This is a genomic window from Streptomyces adelaidensis (assembly GCF_016598475.1).
Classification (GTDB): Bacteria; Actinomycetota; Actinomycetes; order Streptomycetales; family Streptomycetaceae; genus Streptomyces; species Streptomyces adelaidensis.
In genome coordinates this window covers 92,903-118,163 of record NZ_JAEMUX010000016.1, presented here as the reverse complement: position 1 = coordinate 118,163, position 25,261 = coordinate 92,903, and the positions used below count along the sequence as shown (strand labels likewise).

Here is a 25,261-nt window from a genome sequence, read left to right as displayed (position 1 = left end):
ATAACATCACCTGACGTCCCGGCCGCGTACCGGCCGGGCCCCAGGTTCCATACGGCCATTCGGCGTGCCCGCAGGGCGCAGTAGGCTTCGGCGCGAGAGCCGGAGCCCCTGTACCCATGGGGACACACCAGCCCGAGGAGCGCCCCGAATGAGCCTGACCCTGAGGACGATCAGCCGAGAGCAGCATCTGGCGTACATCCAGAGCCTGCCCGCGGCGAGCCACATGCAGGTCCCTGCATGGGCTGACGTCAAGGCCGAGTGGCGCGCGGAGAGCCTCGGGTGGTTCGACGACAGGACCGGTGAGATGGCCGGTGCCGGCCTGGTGCTGTACCGCCAGCTGCCCAAGATCAAGCGTTATCTCGCCTATCTGCCCGAGGGCCCGGTCATCAACTGGTTCGCGCCGAACCTCACCGACTGGCTGGAGCCGATGCTCGCGCACCTGAAGAACCAGGGTGCCTTCTCGGTGAAGATGGGCCCGCCGGTGATCATCCGGCGCTGGGAGGCCACCTCCATCAAGGCGGGCATCCAGAACCCGGACGTGAAGCGCCTGCGCGACATCGAGGCGGACTTCATCGAGCCGCGTGCCTTCGAGGTCGCCGACAAGCTGCGCCGCATGGGCTGGCAGCAGGGTGAGGACGGCGGGGCCGGCTTCGGCGACGTACAGCCCCGCTACGTCTACCAGGTGCCGCTCGCCAACCGCTCCCTGGAAGAGGTCCACAAGAACTTCAACCAGTTGTGGCGCCGCAACATCAAGAAGGCCGAGAAGGCGGGCGTCGAGGTGGTCCAGGGCGGCTACCAGGATCTGGAGGAGTGGCAGCGGCTGTACGAGATCACAGCCGTGCGCGACCGCTTCCGGCCCCGCCCGCTGTCGTACTTCCAGCGCATGTGGACAGCCCTCAACACCGAGGACCCCAACCGCATGCGGCTCTACTTCGCCCGGCACGACGGCGTGAACCTGTCCGCCGCGACGATGCTGGTCGTCGGCGGGCACGTCTGGTACTCGTACGGCGCCTCGGACAACATCGGCCGTGAGGTCCGGCCCTCGAACGCGATGCAGTGGCGGATGCTGCGCGACGCCTATGCCCTCGGCGCGACCGTCTACGATCTGCGCGGCATCTCCGACTCGCTGGACGAGACGGATCACCTGTTCGGCCTGATCCAGTTCAAGGTGGGCACGGGCGGACAGGCCGCCGAATACCTCGGTGAGTGGGACTTCCCGCTGAACAAGCTGCTCCACAAGGCGCTCGACATCTACATGTCGCGCCGCTGACGCCCCCGTTTTTGCTTCCATACCTCTGATACACCGCAACCACGAGAAAGGTTCCGGGACCGGCCATGGCGCTCACGCTCTACGTCGACACCGCGCGCTGGCGGGCACACCACAAGCACGTTCAAGAGCAGTTCCCGGGACTCGTCCCCGTCTGCAAGGGCAACGGCTACGGCTTCGGGCACGAGAAGCTGGCGGAAGAGGCCACGCGCCTCGGGTCGGACGTCCTCGCTGTCGGTACGACATACGAGGCGGCCCGGATCAAGGACTGGTTCAGCGGCGACCTGCTGGTGCTGACGCCGTACAGACGCGCCGAAGAGCCCGTACCGCTGCCCGACCGCGTCATCCGTTCCGTGTCGTCGGTCGACGGCGTGTACGGCCTCGTGGGCGCCCGTGTCGTGATCGAGGTCATGTCCTCGATGAAGCGGCACGGCGTGAGCGAGCAGGAGCTGCCACAGCTCCACGCGGCCATAGAGAACGTGCGCCTGGAGGGCTTCGCCATCCACCTGCCGCTGGACCGCACCGACGGCTCGGACGCCGTCGAGGAGGTCATCGGCTGGATGGACCGTCTGCGGGCGGCCCGTCTCCCGCTGCACACCATGTTCGTCAGCCACCTCAAGTCCGAGGAACTGGTGCGCCTCCAGCAGCAGTTCCCACAGACCCGCTTCCGGGCCCGTATCGGCACGCGGCTGTGGCTGGGGGACCATGAGGCGACCGAGTACCGCGGGGCGGTCCTGGACGTCACCCGTGTCGCGAAGGGCGACCGCTTCGGCTACCGGCAGCAGAAGGCGGCCTCCGACGGCTTCCTGGTGGTCGTGGCGGGCGGTACGTCGCACGGGGTGGGTCTGGAGTCCCCGAAGGCCATGCACGGCGTCATGCCGCGCGCCAAGGGCGTCGCCCGCGCCGGCCTCGCGTCGGTCAACCGGAACCTTTCTCCATTCGTCTGGGGCGGCAAGCAGCGCTGGTTCGCCGAGCCGCCGCACATGCAGGTGTCGATCCTCTTCGTCCCGGCGGACGCGCCGGAACCGAGGGTCGGCGAGGAGTTGGTGGCCCATCTGCGACACACCACCACACAGTTCGACCGGACTGTCGACCGCTGAGTCCTTGCCTCCCGCGAAGCCGCGGGAGGGGATCGCCGCGCGGGAACGCCTGCGGAGACAACGCTGAAGGCCGTACACGGGGTTCACGTGTACGGCCTTCAGCGTTGTCTCCGCAGGTTCTGTTCGCTCAGAGCGAACCACCCTCCGGGTCGCGACTGCCCCAGTCCACCTGTGGCCCGTCGAAGTGCACCGCGTGCCGCGGCGGGCGGGCCGCCGCGCCGTACACGTGCACGTCCGCCGCGCCGTCGAGCACCCCTCCGGACGGATCGTCCTCACCGGCTCGGCGCACCATGTCCCGCTCCGGCATGAGGATGTCCCGCACGACGATGACGCACACGTAGAGCGTGCCCAAGAGGTGGGCCATGATGGCGAGTTGGTAGCCCTCGGCGGGCAGTCCCTTGTGAGCCTCGCCACTGGTCGTGTAGGCGAGATACATCCAGATCCCCAGGAAGTACGCGACCTCGCACGCCTGCCAGATCAGGAAGTCCCGCCAGCGTGGCCGGGCCAGCGCGGCGAGCGGGACCAGCCAGAGCACGTACTGCGGCGAGTAGACCTTGTTGGTGAGGATGAAGGCCGCGACGATCAGGAAGGCGAGCTGCGCGAAACGCGGTCGGCGTGGAGCGGTCAGCGTGAGCGCGGCGATGCCCGCGCAGACGAGCAGCATCGAGATCATCGCGTACGCGTTGGCCGTCTCAGCGGTGATCTGGATGTTCATCCGCTGCGCGATGACGAGGAAGAAGGAGCCGAAGTCGACACCGCGTTCCTGGCTGAAGCGGTAGAACTTCGCCCACCCTTCCGGTGCCAGGAGCATCACTGGAAGGTTCACCGCGACCCAGGCCCCGACAGCGCCGAGCAGCGCGGTCACGTACGCGCGCACCCTGCCTGCCCGCCAGCAGAGGATGAGGAGCGGTCCGAGCAGCAGGAACGGGTAGAACTTGGCGGCCGTGGCGAGGCCGATCAGCACGCCGAAGGCGAGCGGACGCTGTCGCGACCACATCAGCATCGCGGCGGCCAGCAGGGCCACGGCGAGGAGATCCCAGTTGATGGTGGCGGTCAGCGCGAAGGCGGGCGCCAGGGCCACCAGAAGGCCGTCCCAGGGGCGTCGGCGGTGAATGCGCGCCGAGCAGACGGCGATGACCGCCGTGCACGCCATCAGCATCCCGGCGTTGACCATCCAGTACCACTGCTCTTGTTCCTGGATGGTGCCGCTGCCCGGCGTGAGCCAGGCGGCGACCTCCATGAACACGCCGGTCAGCACCGGGTACTCGAGGTACTCCATGTCGCCGGAGATCTTGTCGAAGTACGGCACGAGACCATCGGCGAAGCCGCGCCCCTGGTAGAGGTGCGGGATGTCCGAGTAGCACGCGTGGGTGTACTGCGAGCTGGCGCCGAAGAACCATGCTCCGTCGTAGCAGGGCAGCTTCTGCACCATGCCGAGGGCGAACATGCCGATCGCTACGAGGGCGACAACCCGCACAGGGGTCCACCATGACGTCCCGAGCAGCGCCCGCCGACCGATGGGGCCGCCAATCAGCTCACTGCCGGTCGAAGCGACCTCGTCCTCCTTGGTCGGCCGCACCATCTCCGGCTCGTCCACGCTCACTCGCGTCGTCTCTGCACTGGGCATGCCGCACATCCTGCCGCACATGCCTGGGAATACGCCCAGGACCACCGCATCCCATCGTCGGCTGAGGGCCCATGTTTCACGTGAAACACATCTCAGCCGTTCTGTCCGAGCGCCTCGTCGGACATGGCAAGGGCCACCGCACCTGATCGGTGCGGTGGCCCTTGTTTCACGTGAAACACGTTCTGCCGGGCGATGAGCTACCCGCTGGGGCCTCCGAAGAGACCCCCGTTCTGGTTGCCTCTCGAATCGTCCTCGGACTCCGTCGGTGACGAGGTCACACCCTCATCGGTGCCGCCGGTGTCCGTACCGCCCGTGACCGTAGTACCAGTGTCGTCACACGTGGTGTCGAACGGATTACGGCAGGTCTCACTGGGCGACGGCGACGGCAAGATCTCGCTCTCGGTCGGCGAGGGGCTCGGCTCGGGGCTCTCCTCCTCGGACTCGGTCACCGTCGGGGTCGGCGTCGGGTCCGGGTCGTCATTGATGATCACACCGATCGGCTCGGGCTCCGGGAAGTCCTTCGGTGCCACGCCCTTGAGCGCGTCCTCCATGTAGTCGTGCCAGATTTCGGCCGGGAACGAGGCACCGTGGATCGTCTCCTGACCACCGGTGCCGTACATCTCCAAGAAAGTCCGGTTCTTGTTGGACTCGTCGTCGTCCATGCGGTACATGCTGATGGCCGTCGACAACTGAGGCGTGTACCCGACGAACCAGGCCGACTTGTTGCCGTCGGTGGTGCCGGTCTTGCCGGCCACCTCACGGTTGGTCAGCTGGGCCGAGGTACCCGTCCCCTCGTCGACAACGGTCTTGAGGACATCGGTGACGTTGTCGGCGACCTCTGACGTGAAGGCCCGCTTGGGGTCGGCGATGTCCTCGTGGTCGAACCGCTTGAGGCCGTCGTACTCCACCGTCTCCACGGAGAACGGGTCGTTCTGCTTGCCACTGGCGGCGAAAGTCGCGTACGAGCCCGCCATACGGATCGCGCTGGGGTCGGAGATGCCGATGGAGAAGGACGGGAAACTGGTGCCCGTCAGGCTGTCCTCCTTGAGGCCGGCCTCTACGGCCGCTTCCTTCACCCGGTCCAGACCGACGTCCATGCCCAGCTGCACGAAGGCGGAGTTCGCCGAGACCCGCATCGCCTCACGGAGGTCGATCTGGTATTTCGGCGGGCTGCCGTACGACTCGTCGTCGTCGTTGGCCTGCAGCCACTCCTTGTCATCTTCGTTGGTCCAGGTGTTGCCCTGGTAGTCCTTGATCTTGAGGTTGTTCTTGCCGCTGTAGAGGCTCTTCGGCGAGACGATGGTGACCTCGTCCTGCGCCTGCGTCTCCCCGAGCTCCGGGTCACGCTTGCCCCACGTCATGGCCGCTGCCAGGACGAACGGCTTGAACGTCGACCCGACCGCCGCACCGGTGACGTCGGCGTTGTTGGTGAAGTGCTTGGTGGCGTCCTCACCACCGTAGATCGCCTCGATGGCACCCGACGTCGGATCGACCGACGCGCCACCGAACTGCACATGGGTATCGGTCTTCGGGCGCTGGTCCGGCTTGATGTTCTCCTTGCGGACCTTGTTCACGGCCTTCTCGAGTTCCTTGACCTTGTTCTTGTCGAAGGTCGTGTGGATCTCGTAGCCGCCCCGTTCGAGCTCCTTCTGGGTGATGTCCGTGTTGTTGAGGATGTAGCCCTTGGCCGTATCGACGAGGTAACCGATCTGGCCGCCCAGCTGAGCGTTGGACCGAGGACTCTGGATCTCGGGGAACTCGGGGTACTTGGCCCGATCGGCCGCCGACAGGCGGTTGTCCTTGACCATCTCGTCGAGGATCCAGCCCCAGCGTTCCGTGGCCCGCTTGGTGTTGGCCTCCCGTGTGGCCGCCGGGTCGATCGAGGTCGCGCCGGCCGGGTCGAAGTACGTGGCGCCCTTGAGAACGGCGGCGAGGAACGCGCACTGGCTCGCGTCGAGCTTGTCCGCGTCCTCGCCGAAGTAGGTGCGGGCGGCCGCCTGGATGCCGTAGGCACCACGGCCGTAGTAGGCCGTGTTCAGGTAGCCCCGCATGATGTCTTCTTTTTCGAGCTCGGTGCCCACCTTGACCGAGATGAAGAGTTCCTTGACCTTGCGAGACAGGGTCTGAGACTGGTCGTCGAGCATGGCGTTCTTCACGTACTGCTGCGTGATCGTCGAACCGCCCTGCGTCTGACCGCCCTTGGCCATGTTGACGACGGCACGGGCGATACCCATCGGGTCGACGCCGCTGTCGTTCTCGAACGTCTTGTTCTCGGCCGACATGACCGCGTACCGCATCTCCTTGGGGATCTTCTCGTACGCGATGATCTGGCGGTTGACCTCACCACCCGTCGCGACCATCTGAGAGCCGTCCGACCAGTAGTAGACGTTGTTCTGCGCGGTCGCGGCCTCGGCCGGGTTGGGCACGGCCACGACGGCGTAGCCGACGCCGGCCGCCGCCACCAGGCATCCGAAGAACCCGATGAACAGACCTGTGACCTGGCGCCACGACGGCACCCACCGCATAGCCCCGTACCTGCCGGCACGCGGGTAGTCGATAAAGCGCTTCTTGCCCGGTGGAGCGGCGCGGCCACGACCACGACCGGGTCCGCGCCCTGCGGGTTCGACCGCTCTACGACGGCCGCCGCCGGGACCGACGCCGGTGCTTCTCTGCGTCGACCGTCGGGCCGCGGCACGGCCCTCGTACTGGTTCTCCTCACCCCCCGAGCCATAGGTGTCGGAAAGTGACCCGGTGGCGTCCCGCGGTGCCGCGCGGCGGCCGGCGGACGCCGACTGGCCGCGTCGGGCCGCGGCACGTCCGCCTCCCTGCGGCTGCGGCGGTTTGCGACGGTGCTCGCTCATCGAACGACTACTCCTCGGGCAGGCGCACCCCTGCGCGCCTGGAAACGGCGGCTGGTTTCCGGTCCCCCCGAAGTACGGATGCGGTCGTGTTGGCATTCATCCGTACCGCACCCAGGACGAGGACGTGCTCAAACGTCACTCGGCTCCCAGTGGTGTGCATGCCGCACAGACTACGCACCGCCAAAACCCATTGAGCACCGAACTTCACCCCAAAACAGGGAACTTGCTTTCTACTGATCGGTGATGTGATCCCGTTCACTGCGTCCGCACTTGTCGCATCCGTAGGGGCGTTCTATCGTCTGGATGTATCGAGTCGATACATCAGCTCGGCATAAACGTGCCGACAGGGCCAGCGGGAGACAGGAGGCGACGATGAGCCGGCGCTCCGGGATACTTGAGTTCGCTGTACTCGGCCTGCTCCGCGAAGCCCCGATGCACGGCTATGAGCTGCGCAAACGGCTCAACACGTCGCTGGGAGTGTTCCGTGCGTTCAGCTACGGGACGCTCTACCCCTGCCTCAAGACGCTGGTCGCCAACGGCTGGTTGATCGAGGAATCGGTGGGTACCCCGGACGAAGCTCCCGCCGTCCCGCTCACGGGTCGCCGCGCCAAGATCGTCTACCGGTTGACGGCGGAAGGTAAGGAGCACTTCGAGGAGCTACTTTCGCAGACGGGTCCCGATGCCTACGACGACGAGCACTTCGCCGCTCGCTTCGCGTTCTTCGGGCAGACCTCCCGTGATGTGCGCATGCGCGTCCTGGAGGGCCGTCGCAGCCGTTTGGAGGAACGGCTGGAGAAGATGCGCGCCTCGTTGGCACGCACCCGCGAGCGCCTCGACGACTACACGCTTGAGCTCCAGCGCCACGGGATGGAGTCCGTGGAGCGCGAAGTGCGCTGGCTGAACGAGCTCATCGAAAGCGAGCGGGCGGGCCGGGACCTCAAGGGCCCCGCCCACGAAGAACCCGCTCGCGACACCACAGAGGGAGCGCCGGGCGCCCTGCCCCGGCCCGGGGACATCCCCGGGCCGGATGCGCCCGGCGACACCACCACGTGAGGTCCCTGCCAGGACCTCACTCGTACACACAGGGAGCAACCGAATGGGTTCGGTTCGCGTAGCCGTCGTCGGCGTGGGCAACTGCGCCGCGTCGCTGGTACAGGGAGTCGAGTACTACAAGGACGCCGACCCGGCGTCCAAGGTCCCGGGTCTCATGCATGTGCAGTTCGGTGACTACCACGTCCGTGACGTGGAGTTCGTCGCCGCATTCGATGTCGACGCGAAGAAGGTCGGTCTCGACCTCGCGGACGCCATCGGCGCCTCCGAGAACAACACCATCAAGATCTGCGACGTGCCGAACACCGGTGTGACCGTGCAGCGCGGACACACTCTCGACGGGCTCGGCAAGTACTACCGCGAGACCATCGAGGAGTCCGCCGAGGCCCCGGTCGACGTGGTCCAGATCCTCAAGGACAGGCAGGTCGACGTCCTCGTCTGCTACCTGCCCGTGGGTTCCGAGGACGCGGCGAAGTTCTACGCCCAGTGCGCCATCGACGCCAAGGTCGCCTTCGTCAACGCCCTTCCGGTCTTCATCGCCGGCACCAAGGCGTGGGCGGACAAGTTCACCGAGGCCGGCGTCCCGATCGTCGGTGACGACATCAAGTCGCAGGTCGGTGCCACCATCACGCACCGCGTCATGGCGAAGCTGTTCGAGGACCGGGGCGTCGTCCTGGACCGCACGATGCAGCTGAACGTCGGCGGCAACATGGACTTCAAGAACATGCTGGAGCGCGACCGGCTGGAGTCCAAGAAGATCTCCAAGACGCAGGCCGTCACCTCCCAGATCCCCGACCGGGACCTCGGCGAGAAGAACGTCCACATCGGCCCGTCCGACTACGTCGCCTGGCTCGACGACCGCAAGTGGGCGTACGTCCGCCTGGAGGGACGCGCCTTCGGTGACGTCCCGCTGAACCTGGAGTACAAGCTCGAGGTCTGGGACTCCCCGAACTCCGCCGGCGTCATCATCGACGCGGTGCGCGCCGCGAAGATCGCCAAGGATCGCGGCATCGGTGGCCCGATCCTGTCGGCCTCCTCGTACTTCATGAAGTCCCCGCCGGTGCAGTACTTCGACGACGAGGCCCGCGAGAACGTGGAGAAGTTCATCAAGGGCGAGGTCGAGCGCTGACGAGTCATAGCGAGGCGCGTCGGCGGGACACCGTTCAGCGCGCCAAGCGGGCTCGTTTTCCGGGCTGTTGAGGGTCCCCGGGGTCGTACTCCCGGGGACCTTCCCCGTATGTGAGGCTGTGCCCCATGGCTGTCGTACGTGACCTGCGGGTACTCCTGCGCTTCCGGGACTTCCGGCGTCTGCTCGCCGTACGGCTGCTGTCCCAGGGGGCCGACGGCGTCTATCAGGTGGCGCTCGCCACGTACGTCGTCTTCTCGCCCGAGAAGCAGACATCGGCGGCCGCGATCGCCTCCGCTATGGCGGTCCTGCTCCTCCCGTACTCCCTCGTCGGGCCTTTCGCGGGCGTCCTGCTGGACCGCTGGCGGCGCCGCCAGGTGCTGTTGTACGGCAATCTGCTGCGCGCCCTGCTGGCGACGGTGACAGCCGTTCTGGTCTTGAGCCACGTGCCCGACTGGCTCTTCTATGTCTCCGCGCTGTGTGTCACAGCGGTCAACCGCTTCGTCCTGGCGGGACTCTCCGCGGCCCTGCCCCGTGTGGTGGACGCCGACCGTCTGGTGATCGCCAACTCACTTTCCCCCACAGCGGGAACGCTCGCCGCGACCGCAGGGGGCGGACTCGCCTTCGCCGTACGGCTGGTGGCCTCGGATTCAGACGCGGCCGTGGTCCTCCTCGGTTCGGCCCTGTACCTGTGCGCGGCCCTCGCATCGCTGCGCATCGCCAGAGGACTACTTGGCCCGGACTCCGAGTTGGTGCAGCCGCGACTGGGCGCGGCGATCGCCGGCACCGCACGGGGCCTCGTCTCGGGCATACGGCATCTCGCGGAGCCAGGACGGCGGGCGGCGGCCTGGGCGTTGGCCTCGATGACGCTGATGCGGTTCTGCTACGGCGCCCTGACGGTCATGGTGCTCATGCTCTGCCGATATGCATGGTCGTCCGAGAGTTCAGGATCTTCCGACTCCGAGGATGGGCTGGCCCTCCTCGGTCTCGCCGTGGGGATCTCGGGGGCGGGATTCTTCACCGCGGCGGTGCTGACGCCCTGGGCGGCCGGCCGACTGGGCCCGGGTCTCTGGATCGTCACCTGCGCCACGGCCGCGGCCGTGCTGGAACCGGCTCTCGGCCTCCCCTTCACGGAAGTGCCCATATTGATCGCGGCGTTCGTCCTGGGGCTCGTCACTCAAGGGGCGAAGATCGCCACGGACACGATCGTCCAGTCCTCGGTCGACGACGGCTACCGAGGCCGGATCTTCTCCCTCTACGACGTCCTGTTCAACGTGGCCTTCGTCAGTGCCGCCGCCATGGCCGCCCTGATGCTCCCGCCGGACGGCCGCTCGGCCGCCCTGGTGGTCACCGTCGCCGTGATCTATGGAATGACCGCCGCGGTCATGGCGCGCTTCGGGGTGGAGAGGCGGGAGTGACGCGGGGAGGGGCGATGTTTCACGTGAAACATCGCCCCTCCAATTCCTGTGCCGCCTCTGTTCGACCCCGTGGTGACGACGGCAGCGGGCCGCAATGTTTCACGTGAAACATTGCGGCCCGCTGCCGTCGTCCGAAGATGGCGGAGGATCCGCCGTCACGAAACCTGCGACGCCTCAGTCCACCACTCCTTGAGTGCCGCCACGACCTCGTCGTGCTCCATCGGTCCGTTCTCCAACCGAAGCTCCAGCAGGAACTTGTACGCCTGCCCGATCACCGGGCCGGGACCGACACCCAGGGTCTCCATGATCTGGTTGCCATCGAGGTCCGGGCGGATGGCGTCCAGTTCCTCCTGCTCCTGAAGCTGAGAGATGCGCTCCTCGAGACCGTCGTACGCGCGGGACAGGGTGTTCGCCTTGCGCTTGTTCCGCGTGGTGCAGTCGGAGCGCGTCAGCTTGTGGAGCCGGTCGAGGAGCGGACCGGCGTCGCGCACGTAGCGGCGGACAGCGGAGTCCGTCCACTCACCGGTGCCGTACCCGTGGAAGCGCAGGTGGAGTTCGACCAGGTGCGAGACATCCTTGATGAGCTCGTTGGAGTATTTGAGGGCCGCCATGCGTTTCTTGGTCATCTTGGCGCCCACCACCTCGTGGTGGTGGAAGGAGACCCGACCGTCGTCCTCGAAGCGGCGCGTACGGGGCTTGCCGATGTCGTGCAGCAGCGCGGCGAGCCGGAGAGTGAGATCCGGTCCGCTGTCCTCCAGCGCGATCGCCTGCTCCAGCACGATCAGCGTGTGGTCGTAGACGTCCTTGTGCCGGTGGTGCTCGTCCCGCTCCAGGCGCAGCGCCGGCAGCTCGGGCAGGACGTGCTCGGCGAGGCCGGTGTCAACCAGCAGGGTCAGCCCCTTGCGAGGGTAGACAGACATGATCAGCTTGTTCAGCTCGCCCCGCACCCGCTCCGCCGAGACGATCTCCAGGCGCCCGGCCATGTCGGTCATCGCCGAGACGACTTCGGGAGCCACCTCGAAGTCCAGCTGCGCGGCGAACCGCGCTGCCCGCATCATGCGCAGCGGGTCGTCGGAGAAGGACTCCTCAGGGGTTCCCGGGGTGCGCAGCACTCGCGTCGAGAGGTCCTCCAGCCCGCCATGGGGGTCGATGAACTCCTTCTCGGGGAGCGCCACCGCCATCGCGTTCACGGTGAAGTCACGGCGTACGAGGTCCTCCTCGATCGAGTCGCCGTAGGACACCTCAGGTTTGCGCGAGGTCCGGTCGTAGGCCTCCGACCGGTAGGTCGTGACCTCGATCAGATAGCCGTCCTTCTGGGCGCCCACGGTGCCGAAGGCGATACCGACCTCCCAGACGGCGTCCGCCCAGGGGCGCACGATCTTCAGCACGTCCTCGGGACGGGCGTCCGTCGTGAAGTCCAGGTCGTTGCCCAGCCGGCCGAGCAGCGCGTCCCTGACCGAACCGCCGACCAGGGCGAGCGAGAACCCGGCCTCCTGGAAACGGCGGGCGAGGTCGTCGGCGACAGGGGACACCCGCAGCAGTTCGCTCACCGCGCGGCGCTGCACCTGGCTCAGGGCACTGAGGTCTTCGTTGGCGTTCGGCACAACAGAAAAGGGTACGTGCCGCCAGTGGCAGCAGTCTCCTCCATTGAACGTGCAGAAGGGCCTCGCGCGGACGACCCCATGGCCGACCCTCTTGATACGTGCACATACAGGGACAGCCCGGCCATGTCCCCGATCTTGTGGAGCGGACCGCGGCACTTCCCCTCAGCGCGCATCGTTACCATGCGTGGACGCACATTCCGACGACCACTGACGATGACGAGGGACGGGCGAGCGCGTGGCCGAGGCGGCAGACTTCCAGGGGATGAGTCCCTCACCTGCCCGCCGGTGGCTGCTGCGCGCCGGAGCACTGCTCGCCGGAGCGCCTCTGCTGACCGGTGTGCTGCAGTTGCCTGCGGCTCCGGGCGCACAGGCGGCGCAGAAGGCCTCCCTGGCCGACGCCACAGGGGCAAGCACCGTCGAGGTGGCCCTGAACTCGCTCAGTCCCAGCGTGCCCACCGACGGCGACACGGTCACCGTCTCCGGCACGGTCACGAACAAAGGCAAGCAGACGGTCACCGACGCCCATGTGGGCCTGCACGTGGCCTCGGCGGCCATGACGAACCGCTCGGCCATCGACGACGCGGCCAAGCGCACCGGCTTCGACCAGTTCACCGACGGATCGGAGGTCGGCGGGAAGTACGTGGAGAAGTTCTCCGAGCTCGCCTCCGGTGTGGCTCAGCCCTTCACCATCTCGGTGCCCATCAAGCAGCTGGATCTCAGCTCGGACGGGGTCTACCAGCTCGGCGTCTCACTCTCCGGCAAAACCTCCGCCGCTCCGTACGACCAGGTTCTCGGCATCCAGCGCACATTCCTGCCGTGGCAGCCAGACGAGGCGGACACGACGACGAGGACGACGTACCTCTGGCCGTTGATCTCGACCACCCATCTGACGGCTGAGACGGGCCCCGGCGAGCAGCAGACGCCCGTCTTCCTCAACGACGACCTGGCCAAGGAGATCTCCGCGGGCGGCCGCCTGGAGCAGATGCTGACGCTGGGCAAGGACCTCGACATCACCTGGGTGATCGACCCGGACCTGCTGGCGTCCGTCGTCGCGATGACGGAGAGCTACCGCGTCCGGAGCGGCGCCACCACTGTGGCGGGCAAGAACCAGGCCGTCGCCGAGGAATGGCTGGCGGAACTGGAGACGGCGGTCCAGGACGAGGAAGTGATCGCCCTTCCCTTCGCCGACCCCGACCTCGCGTCGCTGGCGCACAACGGCAAGACGATCACCGGCTCCCTCAGCCGTCTGAAGGACGCCACCGACGTGGCCGCAGACACCGTGCGGAACATCCTTCGTGTGGAGCCGGACACGGACTTCGCCTGGCCCGTGAACGGCGCCGTGGACCCGTCGATCGTCAAGGTCGCCATCTCCGCGGGCGCCGACAAGGTGATCACGCGCAGCGACAGCCTGCAGGAGACCGGCGCCCTGCCCTACACGCCCAACGCGGCGCGGCCCATCGGTGGCGGTACCACCGCCGTGGTCGCGGACGCCCGGCTCTCGACGGCCTTCCAGGGCGATATGACGAAGGCCGAGAGCTCCACACTGGCGGTACAGAAGTTCCTCGCCCAGAGCCTGATGACCGACCTCCAGACCAACAAGCAGCGCAGCGTGGTGATCGCCCCGCAGCGCATGCCGTCGGCAAGCCAGGCACAGACGATGGCCCAGGCTCTGACGGCGCTCCAGGGGGGAACCTGGTCGCAGTCCCAGAAGCTGTCCGCGGCCGCCGCCGCGAAGCCCGATCCGGGTGCCGCCACCAAGATCCCGTCCGCCTCGGCGTACCCCTCGTCGCTGCGGAAGCAGGCGCTGCCGAAGTCCGCGTTCGAAGAGATCCAGGTCACGCAGGCCGGCCTCGACCGCTTCCAGGTGATCCTCACCAGCCCGTCCCGCGTGGTCACGCCCTTCGGCCGGACCATGGACCGGGAGATGTCCACCTCCTGGCGGGACAGCTCCCTGGCGGCGGCGGTCTACCGCGACGACGTGCAGTCGTACCTCGACACGCTCACTGACCAGGTCCGGCTGATCGAGAAGTCCGAGACGAAGCTCTCGGGCCGCAGCGCGACGATCCCCGTGACCGTGCAGAACAACCTCGTGCAGGGTGTCGACAACCTGACGCTGCGTCTCACGTCGAAGGCCCCGAAGCGCCTGAAGATCGATGAGGATACCTTCGCCGAGCGGACCGTCGACATCTCCGGCGGGCACAGCGAGTCGGTGAAGTTCACCACCAACGCCGAGGCCAACGGACCGGTCACCGTCGTCGCCCAGCTCTACACGGCGGACGGCCAGGCGTACGGCGAGGCGGTCACCTTCACCGTGAAGGTCACGGAGATCACGCCCACGGTGATGCTGGTCATCGCCGGTGGTGTTCTCCTCCTCGTCCTCGCCGGATTCCGGATGTACACCCAGCGCAAGCGCGCCGCAGCCCGGCTGGCGGCGGAGGGAACTTCGACGGAGGACGACCCGTCACAAAGCGGCTCACCGGAGGAGGACGCGAACGCCGAGGGGGCCTCAGTCGTACACACTGCCGAGGAGGAGTCCCCGGTGAAGTCCGGGGCAGACGTGCCGGAGCACCCGAGTGACCCGGCACCGGACACCGCACCGGGAAGCGCCGACCCGTCCGGAACGGGTGAGAGAGTGGACCGTTGAGCGATTGTCGTGGCCGGTGTGGCCCGGGGACGATGAGGTGGGGTAACCATGAACGCGCCGTACGACGGTGACCGCGGCCAGGGCGCGGCCGATTCGGGGTACCCCGACGGCTCGCTGCCCGGGCCGGGCCAGGTGCCGCCGCAGCCCCCCGCGGACATGTACCTCCAGGACGCCTACGACCAGGACCCCTATCGCGCGCGCGATCTGGCCGCCCAGGACCCGGTGGCCGAGGCACTCCATGACCGTGCCGCGCACCCACCGCCGGCCCCGGGCACCTACCAGCCGCAGCAGCCGCTCTACGCACAACCGTCGACGCCGCAGTACGCCCCCGACCCGCGCGTGTGGGCCCAGACGCCGGCGCCCGAGCCGGAAGGCCCGACGCGCCATCTGCCGTACGGCGACGACGCCCGCACGACACAGTTCGTCGGCGTGGACGACCTGGTGACGCAGGCCGGCGAGGAGCGCCACGAGCCGGACGCGTTCGCCCATCTCTTCCGTGACCAGCAGCAGAGTGGCCACATTCCGGTGGGGCAGCCGTCCGTGCCCGGGCCCACCCCCGCCCCGACGCCCGGTCCGGGGCGCCCGGCGTACGAGGAGCCCCCGCCCGCCGCCACGCCCTCGCCGCCTGCGCCGCCCGCGAAGAAGGGCGGGCGCGCCTCGAGCCTGCTGAAGTCGAGTGCCGTGATGGCCGCAGGCACCATGGTCTCGCGCCTCACCGGTTTCATCCGCTCGGCGATGATCGTCTCGGCACTGGGCCTCAGCCTCCTCGGTGAGTCCTTTCAGGTGGCATACCAGCTGCCGACGATGATCTACATCCTGACCGTCGGCGGCGGTCTCAACTCCGTCTTCGTGCCCCAGCTCGTGCGCGCGATGAAGGACGACGAGGACGGCGGCGAGGCATACGCCAACCGGCTGCTGACCCTGGTCATGGTCATCCTCGGTCTGCTCACCGCTCTCGCCATGCTCGGCGCACCGCTCCTCGTCCGCGCGCTGTCGACCCCCCTCGCCAACGACCCCGCGGCCAACGAGGTCGCGGTCACCTTCACCCGGTACTTCCTGCCGTCGATCTTCTTCATGGGCATCCACGTGGTGATGGGTCAGATCCTCAACGCTCGTGGCCGCTTCGGCGCGATGATGTGGACCCCGGTCCTGAACAACATCGTCATCATCGTCACCCTCGGCGCGTTCCTCTGGGTCTACGGCAGCGCGGCCGACTCCCGCATGTCGGTCGAGAGCATCCCGCCGGAGGGCGAGCGGCTGCTCGGTATCGGCATCCTTCTGGGCCTCGTGGTCCAGTCCCTCGCGATGATCCCGTATCTACGGGAGACCGGGTTCCGGATGCGGCTGCGCTTCGACTGGAAGGGCCACGGTCTTGGCAAGGCCGCGATGCTCGCCAAGTGGACGATCCTGTTCGTGCTCGCCAACCAGGCGGGTGCCCTCGTCGTCACCCAGCTGGCGACCGCGGCGGTCACGGACACGAGGATCGCCGGCACCGGTTTCAGCGCCTACGCCAACGCCCAGCTCATCTGGGGCCTGCCGCAGGCCATCATCACCGTCTCGCTCATGGCGGCCCTCCTGCCGCGCATCTCGCGCTCGGCCGCCGAGGACGACACGGGCGCCGTGCGGGACGACATCTCCCAGGGCCTGCGCACGACGGCGGTCGCCATCGTGCCGATCGCCTTCGGTTTCCTCGCCCTCGGCATCCCCATGTGCACCCTGATCTTCGGTTCGTCCGGCACCGGCGCGGCCACGAACATGGGCTTCATGCTGATGGCCTTCGGTCTCGGCCTGATCCCGTACTCCGTGCAGTACGTCGTCCTGCGCGCCTTCTACGCGTACGAGGACACCCGGACCCCCTTCTACAACACGGTCATCGTGGCCGCCGTCAACGCGAGCGCCTCGGCGATCTGCTTCTTCGTGATCCCGGCCCGCTGGGCCGTGGTCGGTATGGCCGCCTCCTACGGTCTGGCGTACATGATCGGTGTCGGGATCGCCTGGCGGCGGCTGCGCAAGCGGCTGGGCGGGGACCTGGACGGAGCCAGGGTCATGCGGACGTACGCTCGGCTGTCGATCGCCTCGCTGCCGGCGGCGCTGCTCAGCGGCGCGGCCTGCTACGGCATCAGTCGCACGCTCGGACAGGGCGTCGGCGGCTCGATGCTCGCACTGGTCGGAGGAGGAATCGTTCTGCTCGGTGTCTTCTATGTCGCCGCGAGGCGCATGCGCATCGAAGAGCTCAACTCGATGGTCGGTATGGTCCGAGGGCGGCTGGGGCGCTGAGGCTGGGGTACGCGCACAACCATCGTCCGCCGACGCGTGTCGCTCATAGCGGCGGACTGTGGGCACAATTGGCTTTGGCGCCGTAGAGCGCTCAACGGATGGGGAGGCAGGAACGACGGTGGCGGAACGGAGCACGGCTGCCGTCGACGTGGCAGACAACAGCGGCGACAAGCCGCTGACCGCACAAGCGGACCAGTCCACGGCCGACGGGGAGGCCCAGAACCGGGAGCGGGACACGGAAAGCTCGGCGAGCGAAGAGGCACAGGGGAGCGGCGGTACCGAGAGCCCTTCGAAGACAACACCGCCCGAACTGCACAGCGGACACAAGCTCGCCAGGCGCTACCGCCTCGAAGAGTGCGTCACCCGTCTGGACGGTTTCAGTAGTTGGCGTGCCGTGGACGAGAAACTGCGTCGCGCGGTCGGGGTGCACGTGCTGCCCGCCGACCACGCGCGCGCCCGTTCCGTGCTGGCGGCTGCCCGCTCCTCGGCGCTGCTGGGCGATCCCCGCTTCGTCCAGGTGCTGGACGCGGTCGAGGAGAACGACCTCGTGTACGTGGTGCACGAGTGGCTTCCCGACGCCACGGAGCTGACAGCCCTGCTGGCGTCAGGCCCGCTCGAACCGCACGACGCGTACCAGATGGTCACCCAGATCTCCCACGCCATGACGGCCGCGCACCGCGAAGGCCTCTCCCATCTGCGGCTCAACCCGAGCGCCGTGTTGCGCTCCGCCTCCGGGCAGTGGCGCATCCGTGGTCTCGCGGTGAACGCCGCGCTGCGCGGCATCGTTTCGGACACCCCGCAACGCACGGACACGGAGGCGATCGGCGCGCTGCTGTACGCGTCGCTCACCCAGCGCTGGCCGTACGAGAACGACGCGCACGGCCTCTCGGGGCTCCCCAAGGGCGTCGGGCTCATCGCACCCGACCAGGTACGGGCGGGCGTCCACCGGGGCCTGTCGGAGCTCGCCATGCGCGCGCTCGTCAACGACGGGGCCACCGCCTCCCGCCACGAGTCTCCGTGCACGGCGCCGGAGGAACTGGTGAAGGCGATCGGTGAGATGCCGCGCATCCGCCCCCCGGAGCCCGCGTTCACCGCCCCGCCCGACTACCAGCGCACGACTTACCAGCAGGGGACGTACGGCCGTCAGGCGCAGCACCCGGGTGTCACCCAGTCGATGATGCAGACCCCGCCGCCCCCGCTGCAGAGCCGTACCGGCAAGGCCCTCAAGTGGGCTGTTTCGGCGCTGCTGATCGCCGCGCTCGGCCTCGGCAGTTGGCAGCTCGCCGACGCGCTCATGAACCGTGCGGACCAGTCCAGCGAGCCGGACACGAGCCAGACCGCGGACGGCAACGACAAGGGCACCGACAAAGCCAAGCCCGTCACGACGCTCGGCATCAAGGACGCCGCGGAGTACTACCCGGACGGAAAGCCCCAGCACGCGAACGACGCGGATCTGACGTACGACAACAGCGCGTCGACGTACTGGAGGACCTACTCCTACACCGCCGGCCCGACGCTGGCGCCGTTCAAGCAGGGCGTTGGCATCGTCTACGACCTCGGATCGGCCCAGGAGGTGTCAGGAGCCTCAATAGGGCTGTACTACACCGGCGACCACACGACGGCCACGCTCTACGCGGCAGATTCCCTGTCGTCGTCCGCTCCGCTCAGCTCCATGTCGAAGATCGCCACGAATCAGACGAGCGGGACGGATCTGAAGATCTCCGCCAAGAAGGCGGTGAAGACCCGGTACGTTCTCGTCTGGCTCACCGACGTGCCCAAGGCGGCCGGTGACCAGTTCAGCAACGCCGGATACAAGCAGGCGATCACCGACGTGAAGTTCACGGGCTGACGGCTCACCGAGGGAGGGGGTCCGATGGCGCACGGCGCTGATCACAGCGAGGCAAGCGATCAGGATCTCCTGGCCCGACATGTCGAGGGAGACCCCGACGCCTTCGGTGAGCTCGTCCGCCGGCACCGGGATCGGCTGTGGGCGGTGGCGCTGCGGACACTGGGAGACCGCGAGGAGGCCGCCGATGCCGTCCAGGACGCCTTGGTGTCCGCCTATCGGGCCGCCCACACCTTCCGTGGTCAGTCGGCCGTCACGACCTGGCTGCACCGCATCACGGTGAACGCCTGCCTGGACCGTGCCCGCAAGACGGCCTCCCGCAAGACGTCGCCCGTCGACGACACGGAGCGCCTGGAGCAGCTCCTGGAGCCGCACGAGTCGGCATCCGCTCCGGCCGAACGCAATGATCTGCACCGGCAGCTGCTGGAGGCTCTGGGCACGCTGCCGCAGGACCAGCGGGCGGCTCTCGTCCTGGTGGACATGCAGGGCTATCCGGTGGCGGAGGCCGCGCGGGTCCTGGGCGTGCCGACCGGCACCGTCAAGAGCCGCTGTGCCCGCGGCAGAGCCAGACTTCTGCCGCTCCTGACCCATCTCCGAGTGAATGGTGAGGGTGGCGGCCGCGAAAAGTCGGGGCGTGGAAGGAACCGGACGCAGGGGACATCCGTCCCACCCGCAGCGGGACCACATGATGCAGGGCCAAGCGATTCAGCTGCTGTGAAGGGCGGAGGTGGGCGAGCGTGACATCCACGACCGACACGGCCGGACACCCGGAAGTCGCAGAGATCTCCGACCTCACCGAGGGTCTGCTCCCGCCGTCCCGTACCGCGGATGTCCGTCAGCACCTGGACGAGTGCCCTCTCTGCGCCGACGTCTACGCCTCCCTGGAAGAGATCCGCAGCATGCTCGGCACCCTGCCGGGCGCGCCGCGCATGCCCGACGACGTGGCGGGCCGGATCGACGCTGCCTTGGCCGCCGAAGCCCTCCTGGACGCCACAGCCGGCGGTCTCGATACCACGGAGGTTCGGCCCGGCACCTTCAGTGCCGCGTCGGACGAGCACGACCCGATGCATGTTTCACGTGAAACATCATCGGCGGCGGATCGCCCCGTCGGCCACTCCCGCGCATCCACCGGACCGGGCCGCACGAGCCAGAAGCGCCGCACCCGGCGTGGGACGATCCTCAGTGCCGTTTTCGCAGTCGCCGCCCTGGGCCTCGGCACGGTCCTGGTCCAGTCGATGAACGACAACGGTTCCGGCCCGGAGCAGGAAGCTCAGACTCCGGCTTCCGACACCTTCTCAGGCGTCAAACTCGAGAAACAGGTGACGGAACTTCTGGCCGGCTCCGAGAGCCAGAGTTCGCCCGACGGGGGTTCGTTCGGCACCCAGGACAACCCCGAATCGTCGAAATCCCCCGAGCCGAGCAGGAACTCGGTCTTCACGACGAAGGTGCCCCCCTGTATCGCGAAGGGCATCGGCGACATCACAGGCACCCTCGCGTCCAAGCAGGGCACCTATGAGGGAACTGACGCGTATCTCGTCGTGCTGCCCGACAGTGCCGACGCCACCCGCGTCATCGCTTACGTCGTCGACGCCTCCTGCTTGGACAGGTCTTCCGAGGCCGCCGGTGACGTGCTGCTGAAGCAGCACTACCCCAGCTCCTGAGTACTGTCTCTCACATCGCTCCCACCCCTGGCATCCCTGTGCAGTGTCGGGCTCCGTGTGCCCGGACACACCGGGAATGCCTGCCCCTTAGGATCCGTTGGGTCGGGTGAGAGTTCCGAGAGCAGCTCCCACCGGCAGTACGCAGCAGTCTCCAGAGACGAGGAATCAAGCCGTGAGCGACGTCCGTAACGTGATCATCATCGGCTCCGGGCCCGCCGGCTACACGGCGGCGCTCTACACCGCGCGCGCGTCGCTGAAGCCGCTGGTGTTCGAGGGCGCCGTCACCGCAGGTGGCGCGCTGATGAACACCACCGAGGTGGAGAACTTCCCCGGCTTCCGGGACGGCATCATGGGCCCCGACCTCATGGACAACATGCGCGGCCAGGCCGAGCGCTTCGGTGCCGAGCTCATTCCGGACGACGTCGTCGCCGTGGACCTGAGCAGCGAGATCAAGACCGTCACGGACACCGCGGGCACTGTGCACCGCGCCAGGGCCGTCATCGTCACCACGGGTTCGCAGCACCGCAAACTCGGGCTGCCGAACGAGGACGCCCTCTCCGGCCGCGGTGTCTCCTGGTGCGCCACCTGTGACGGGTTCTTCTTCAAGGACCAGGACATCGCCGTGATCGGCGGCGGTGACACCGCGATGGAAGAGGCCACCTTCCTCTCCCGGTTCGCCAAGTCCGTGACCATCGTTCACCGACGGGACACGCTGCGCGCCTCCAAGGCGATGCAGGAGCGCGCGTTCGCCGACCCGAAGATCTCCTTCGTGTGGGACAGCGAGGTCGCCGAGATCCAGGGCGACCAGAAGCTCGCCGGACTCAAGCTGCGCAACCTCAAGACGGGCGAGACCTCCGAACTGCCGGTGACGGGTCTGTTCATCGCGATCGGCCACGACCCGCGTACGGAACTCTTCAAGGGTCAGCTCGACCTGGACGACGAGGGCTATCTGCAGGTGGCCGCCCCCTCGACCCGGACGAACCTGACCGGTGTCTTCGGTGCCGGTGACGTCGTCGACCACACCTACCGCCAGGCGATCACCGCGGCCGGCACCGGCTGCTCCGCCGCCCTCGACGCCGAGCGCTACCTCGCCGCCCTCGCAGACGGCGACCAGGCCGCCGAGCCCGAGAAGACCACCGTCTGACCTCCGTCCGCCCCACCGCACCAACCAGTTAGGAGCCCTCCGTGGCCGGCACCCTGAAGAACGTGACCGACGACTCCTTCGAGCAGGACGTCCTCAAGAACGACAAGCCCGTCCTGGTGGACTTCTGGGCCGCCTGGTGCGGTCCGTGCCGCCAGATCGCGCCGTCCCTCGAAGCGATCGCCCAGGAGTACGGCGACAAGATCGAGATCGTCAAGCTCAACATCGACGAGAACCCGGCCACGGCTGCCAAGTACGGCGTCATGTCCATCCCGACCCTGAACGTCTACCAGGGTGGCGAGGTCGCCAAGACCATCGTCGGTGCCAAGCCGAAGGCAGCGATCGTGCGGGACCTCGAAGACTTCATCACCGAAACCGTGTGATCGGTGCCGCTGTTTCACGGCAGCGGCGATGTTTCACGTGAAACATGAAGGGGCCGGCCCGGTCGGGCCGGCCCCTTCGCATGCACCGACCACCGCACCCGTCAAGCAGACAACACCGCTCCAACGCGTCAGAGCGGACGCAGAGCAGGCTCCTTCTGGACCGCTCCGAGCAGGCGGTCCAGAGCCAGCTCGACGTCCTCCTTCCAGGAGAGAGTCGTCCGCAACTCCAACCTCAGCCGGGGATACGTGGGATGGGGGCGGACCGTCTTGAAGCCCACCGCTGTCAGATGGTCGGCGGGAAGAACACACGCCGGTTCCTTCCACCTGACGTCCCCGAAGGCCTCGATCGCCTTGAAGCCCCGCCTCAGCAGATCCTTGGCAACCGTCTGGACCATGACGCGGCCAAGTCCCTGGCCCTGATAGTCCTGCCTGATGAAAGCGGTCATCAACTGGACCGCGTCGGCAGACACCGGGCTCGTGGGAAACGCCGTGGAGCGGGGCACATACGCCGGAGGCGCGTACAGCACGAAGCCCACCGGTACCTCGTCCACATAGACGACCCGACCGCAGGACCCCCAATCCAGCAGGACGGCGGAGATCCACGCCTCCTTCTCCAGGGCGGGGGTGCCCGCCCTTACCGCTGCCTCGCCGCTGACTGGGTCCAACTCCCAGAAGACACACGAGCGGCAGCGCTTGGGAAGGTCCTGAAGGTTGTCCAGCGTGAGCGGTACGAGCCGACGCCCCATGAAGGCTGTTCCTCGCTTCCTTCGCCCGCGGCGTTGCGAGCGGCTGTCAGAGCGCTCCGCTCCCTGAGCAGACTGCCGACGAAGCCGCCGACCGCCCCCAGTCCCAGGCCTGCGGTCACCAGTCCGGAACGGCTCACGGTTCGCATGGCCCCCGCCTCTCCAATGAAGATCCGCCAGGTCGATGCGCCATACCCGAACGCATCGTATCCACGATGCGATTGCCTAGATACCGCCTCAAAGCAAAGAGCGGGCTGTGTCCGGTATACATCGGATACAGCCCGCTCGGGCGGTCGACCAGCCGACAGTCGTCCTTCCAGCCGAAAGACTCAGGCCTCGGTCTCCTCGGAGTCATCGTCGAGGAGACTCTTCTGGAGGCTCAGCTGCTCGCCCGGAGCCAGCGTGCTCAGGATCCGTTCGAGGTCCTCCGTGGAGGCGAACTCAACGGTGATCTTGCCCTTCTTCTGGCCCAGATCGATCTTCACCCGCGTCTCGAAGCGATCCGAGAGGCGCGTCGCCAGGTCACCCAGAGCCGGGGAGGGCACAGAGCCGGGTCGTGGTCCCTTGGAGCGCGCGGCAGTCTGCGGCCGCGAACCCATGAGGGTGACGATCTCCTCGACGGCTCGGACCGAAAGTCCCTCGGCCACGATCCGGTGAGCCAGCTTGTCCTGCTCCTCCGAGTCCTCGACAGAGAGCAGTGCCCGGGCGTGCCCCGCGGAGAGAACACCGGCAGCCACCCGGCGCTGGACCGCCGCCGAGAGCTTCAGCAGACGCAGGGTGTTGGAGACCTGCGGGCGGGACCGACCGATACGGTCCGCCAGCTGGTCGTGCGTGCAGTTGAAGTCCTTGAGCAACTGGTCATAGGCGAACGCCTCTTCCAACGGGTTCAGTTGGGCACGGTGCAGGTTCTCCAGGAGCGCGTCCAGCAGAAGCTTCTCGTCGTCCGTGGCCCGCACGATCGCCGGGATGGCGTCCAGCTCGGCCTCATGGCAGGCACGCCAGCGCCGCTCGCCCATGATGAGCTCGTAGCGAGCCGGACCCACCTGCCGTACGACGATGGGCTGGAGAAGGCCGACCTCCTTGATGGAGGTGACGAGTTCCTGGAGCAGGTCCTCGTCGAACACCTCACGCGGCTGGCGGGGGTTCGGGGTGATGGAGTCGAGAGGCAGCTCGGCGAAGTAGGCACCGATCGGCGCTGCGGGCGCCTCCACTGCACCGTTCGACGACAGCTCCTCTGTTTCACGTGAAACAGGCGGGAGCGTAGCCACCTTCGCGGACCCCAGCCCACGTTCGGGAATGAAGACGGATGCCGCCGCCGGTGCTGCGGTCGCGGGCCCTCCCTGAGCGGGAGATTCCTTCTCTCCTGTCGAGGCCGCTGGGATCAGCGCGGCAAGACCTCGGCCCAACCCCCTTCGTCGATCACTCACTGGATCCCCTCCACCACACTCGGATTGTTCTGAGCACCGATATGGGCTTGCGTCGGGTCGTACCCGACGCCCACGCCCTTCAGCGCGATTTCACGGGCTGCCTCAAGGTAGGAGAGGGCACCGCTCGATCCTGGATCGTAGGTCAGTACCGTCTGCCCATAACTCGGCGCCTCGGAGATACGGACCGAGCGTGGAATGCTCGTCCTCAGCACCTCCTCACCGAAGTGGGTGCGCACCTCGTCGGCGACTTGGGACGCCAGACGCGTCCTGCCGTCGTACATGGTGAGCAGGATGGTCGACACATGAAGGACGGGGTTGAGGTGCCCCCGTACCAGGTCGACATTGCGGAGGAGCTGTCCGAGGCCCTCCAGCGCGTAGTACTCGCACTGGATCGGGATGAGGACTTCCTGGCCGGCGACCAACGCGTTGACCGTCAGCAGGCCGAGCGAGGGCGGGCAGTCGATGAGGATGTAATCCAGGGGCTGCTCGTACGCCTGAATCGCTCGCTGCAGTCTGCTCTCTCTTGCCACCAGGGAGACCAGCTCGATCTCCGCACCGGCGAGATCGATCGTGGCAGGGGCACAGAAGAGACCCTCGACATCAAGAACGGGCTGGACGACTTCCGCCAGAGGCTTACTGTCGATCAGCACGTCATAGATGGACGGCACGTCGGCATGATGGTCGATCCCCAACGCCGTGGACGCGTTGCCCTGGGGATCGAGGTCGACGACCAGAACGCGGGCGCCGTGCAGGGCCAGTGAAGCAGCCAGGTTCACCGTCGTCGTGGTCTTGCCGACCCCGCCCTTCTGGTTGGCCACCACCATGACTCGGGTCTGCTCGGGCCGTGGCAGACCTTCACCGGCGCGCCCCAGAGCCTCTACCGCCAGTTGGGCAGCACGACCGATGGGAGTGTCGTCCATCGGGGGCGGTGTTTCACGTGAAACATCCTCCCCCATCGACTCGGTACGGGGGCCGGGGACCGGATCGGTCATCGGTCCCGCGATGTTGGCGTCGGACCGCAAGGATTCACTCTCCTCGACTTCAGGCTCGCAATGAACAGAGCCTCCCATGTCTTCGGGGTCGCGA

The 25,261-nt window shown here is 67.5% G+C and carries 18 protein-coding genes; 12 read left to right on the top strand and 6 right to left on the bottom strand.

The genetic code is table 11. From position 1 onward, the window contains the following. Positions 1-148 precede the first annotated feature (148 nt). Positions 149-1,270, top strand: a complete 1,122-nt coding sequence (femX, locus tag I8N67_RS12410; RefSeq protein ID WP_200302996.1) for a peptidoglycan bridge formation glycyltransferase FemX — start codon at positions 149-151, stop codon at positions 1,268-1,270. A gap of 65 nt (positions 1,271-1,335) precedes the next feature. Next, entirely contained in the window at positions 1,336-2,367 is a 1,032-nt protein-coding gene (locus tag I8N67_RS12405) for an alanine racemase (protein ID WP_200302995.1), read from the top strand. Between the two features lie 127 nt (positions 2,368-2,494). Here I8N67_RS12405 and I8N67_RS12400 read toward each other — a convergent pair whose 3' ends face one another. Together I8N67_RS12400 and I8N67_RS12395 are read right to left on the bottom strand one after the other, a co-directional pair. After that, complete coding sequence (locus I8N67_RS12400) at positions 2,495-3,994, bottom strand: glycosyltransferase family 87 protein (protein WP_200302994.1); 1,500 nt, start codon at positions 3,992-3,994, stop codon at positions 2,495-2,497. 197 nt (positions 3,995-4,191) lie between these two features. Continuing rightward, complete coding sequence (locus I8N67_RS12395; RefSeq protein WP_200302993.1) at positions 4,192-6,855, bottom strand: transglycosylase domain-containing protein; 2,664 nt, start codon at positions 6,853-6,855, stop codon at positions 4,192-4,194. A 372-nt stretch (positions 6,856-7,227) separates the two neighbouring features. On the opposite strand from I8N67_RS12395, the gene I8N67_RS12390 reads away from it, so the two are divergent. The 3 genes from I8N67_RS12390 (at position 7,228) to I8N67_RS12380 (ending at position 10,449) form a co-directional block, all read left to right on the top strand. Further along, the gene (locus I8N67_RS12390; protein ID WP_200302992.1) at positions 7,228-7,908 is read left to right on the top strand and encodes a PadR family transcriptional regulator; all 681 of its coding nucleotides are present in this window, start codon (positions 7,228-7,230) and stop codon (positions 7,906-7,908) included. 43 nt (positions 7,909-7,951) lie between these two features. Next, the gene (locus I8N67_RS12385) at positions 7,952-9,034 is read left to right on the top strand and encodes an inositol-3-phosphate synthase (RefSeq protein WP_200302991.1); all 1,083 of its coding nucleotides are present in this window, start codon (positions 7,952-7,954) and stop codon (positions 9,032-9,034) included. A gap of 125 nt (positions 9,035-9,159) precedes the next feature. Next, on the top strand, positions 9,160-10,449 hold the full coding sequence (locus tag I8N67_RS12380) for an MFS transporter (protein ID WP_200302989.1): 1,290 nt from the start codon (positions 9,160-9,162) through the stop codon (positions 10,447-10,449). A 155-nt stretch (positions 10,450-10,604) separates the two neighbouring features. Here the strand turns inward: I8N67_RS12380 and I8N67_RS12375 are convergent, their stop codons facing one another. Then, positions 10,605-12,053: a CCA tRNA nucleotidyltransferase gene (locus I8N67_RS12375; protein ID WP_200302988.1), complete on the bottom strand. Its 1,449-nt coding sequence runs from the start codon at positions 12,051-12,053 to the stop codon at positions 10,605-10,607. A gap of 235 nt (positions 12,054-12,288) precedes the next feature. Between I8N67_RS12375 and I8N67_RS12370 the strand changes: the two genes are divergently transcribed. From I8N67_RS12370 to trxA, 7 genes are all read left to right on the top strand, one after another. Beyond that, entirely contained in the window at positions 12,289-14,697 is a 2,409-nt protein-coding gene (locus I8N67_RS12370; RefSeq protein WP_200302987.1) for a DUF6049 family protein, read from the top strand. A gap of 48 nt (positions 14,698-14,745) precedes the next feature. Continuing rightward, a complete protein-coding gene (gene murJ, locus I8N67_RS12365; RefSeq protein ID WP_200302986.1) occupies positions 14,746-16,974 on the top strand; it encodes a murein biosynthesis integral membrane protein MurJ in 2,229 nt (742 codons plus the stop codon). A 118-nt stretch (positions 16,975-17,092) separates the two neighbouring features. Then, a complete protein-coding gene (locus tag I8N67_RS12360; RefSeq protein ID WP_200302985.1) occupies positions 17,093-18,823 on the top strand; it encodes a protein kinase family protein in 1,731 nt (576 codons plus the stop codon). 24 nt (positions 18,824-18,847) lie between these two features. Continuing rightward, a complete protein-coding gene (gene sigM / locus I8N67_RS12355; protein ID WP_200302984.1) occupies positions 18,848-19,561 on the top strand; it encodes an RNA polymerase sigma factor SigM in 714 nt (237 codons plus the stop codon). After that, positions 19,558-20,481, top strand: a complete 924-nt coding sequence (locus I8N67_RS12350) for an anti-sigma factor family protein (protein ID WP_200302983.1) — start codon at positions 19,558-19,560, stop codon at positions 20,479-20,481. Before sigM ends, I8N67_RS12350 begins: the two co-directional genes overlap by 4 nt. 172 nt (positions 20,482-20,653) lie before the next feature. Further along, positions 20,654-21,625, top strand: coding sequence for a thioredoxin-disulfide reductase (gene trxB, locus I8N67_RS12345; protein WP_200302981.1), 972 nt, complete (start codon positions 20,654-20,656; stop codon positions 21,623-21,625). Positions 21,626-21,666: 41 nt separating this feature from the next. Beyond that, a complete protein-coding gene (trxA, locus tag I8N67_RS12340) occupies positions 21,667-22,005 on the top strand; it encodes a thioredoxin (RefSeq protein ID WP_200302979.1) in 339 nt (112 codons plus the stop codon). Positions 22,006-22,133: 128 nt separating this feature from the next. Here the strand turns inward: trxA and I8N67_RS12335 are convergent, their stop codons facing one another. From I8N67_RS12335 to I8N67_RS12325, 3 genes are all read right to left on the bottom strand, one after another. Further along, positions 22,134-22,751 carry a GNAT family N-acetyltransferase gene (locus I8N67_RS12335; RefSeq protein WP_200302977.1) on the bottom strand — a complete coding sequence of 206 codons (618 nt, stop codon included), beginning with the start codon at positions 22,749-22,751 and terminating at the stop codon, positions 22,134-22,136. Positions 22,752-23,077: 326 nt separating this feature from the next. Next, positions 23,078-24,175: a ParB/RepB/Spo0J family partition protein gene (locus I8N67_RS12330; RefSeq protein WP_200302976.1), complete on the bottom strand. Its 1,098-nt coding sequence runs from the start codon at positions 24,173-24,175 to the stop codon at positions 23,078-23,080. Beyond that, entirely contained in the window at positions 24,172-25,245 is a 1,074-nt protein-coding gene (locus tag I8N67_RS12325; RefSeq protein ID WP_200303023.1) for a ParA family protein, read from the bottom strand. Before I8N67_RS12325 ends, I8N67_RS12330 begins: the two co-directional genes overlap by 4 nt. Positions 25,246-25,261 lie beyond the last annotated feature (16 nt).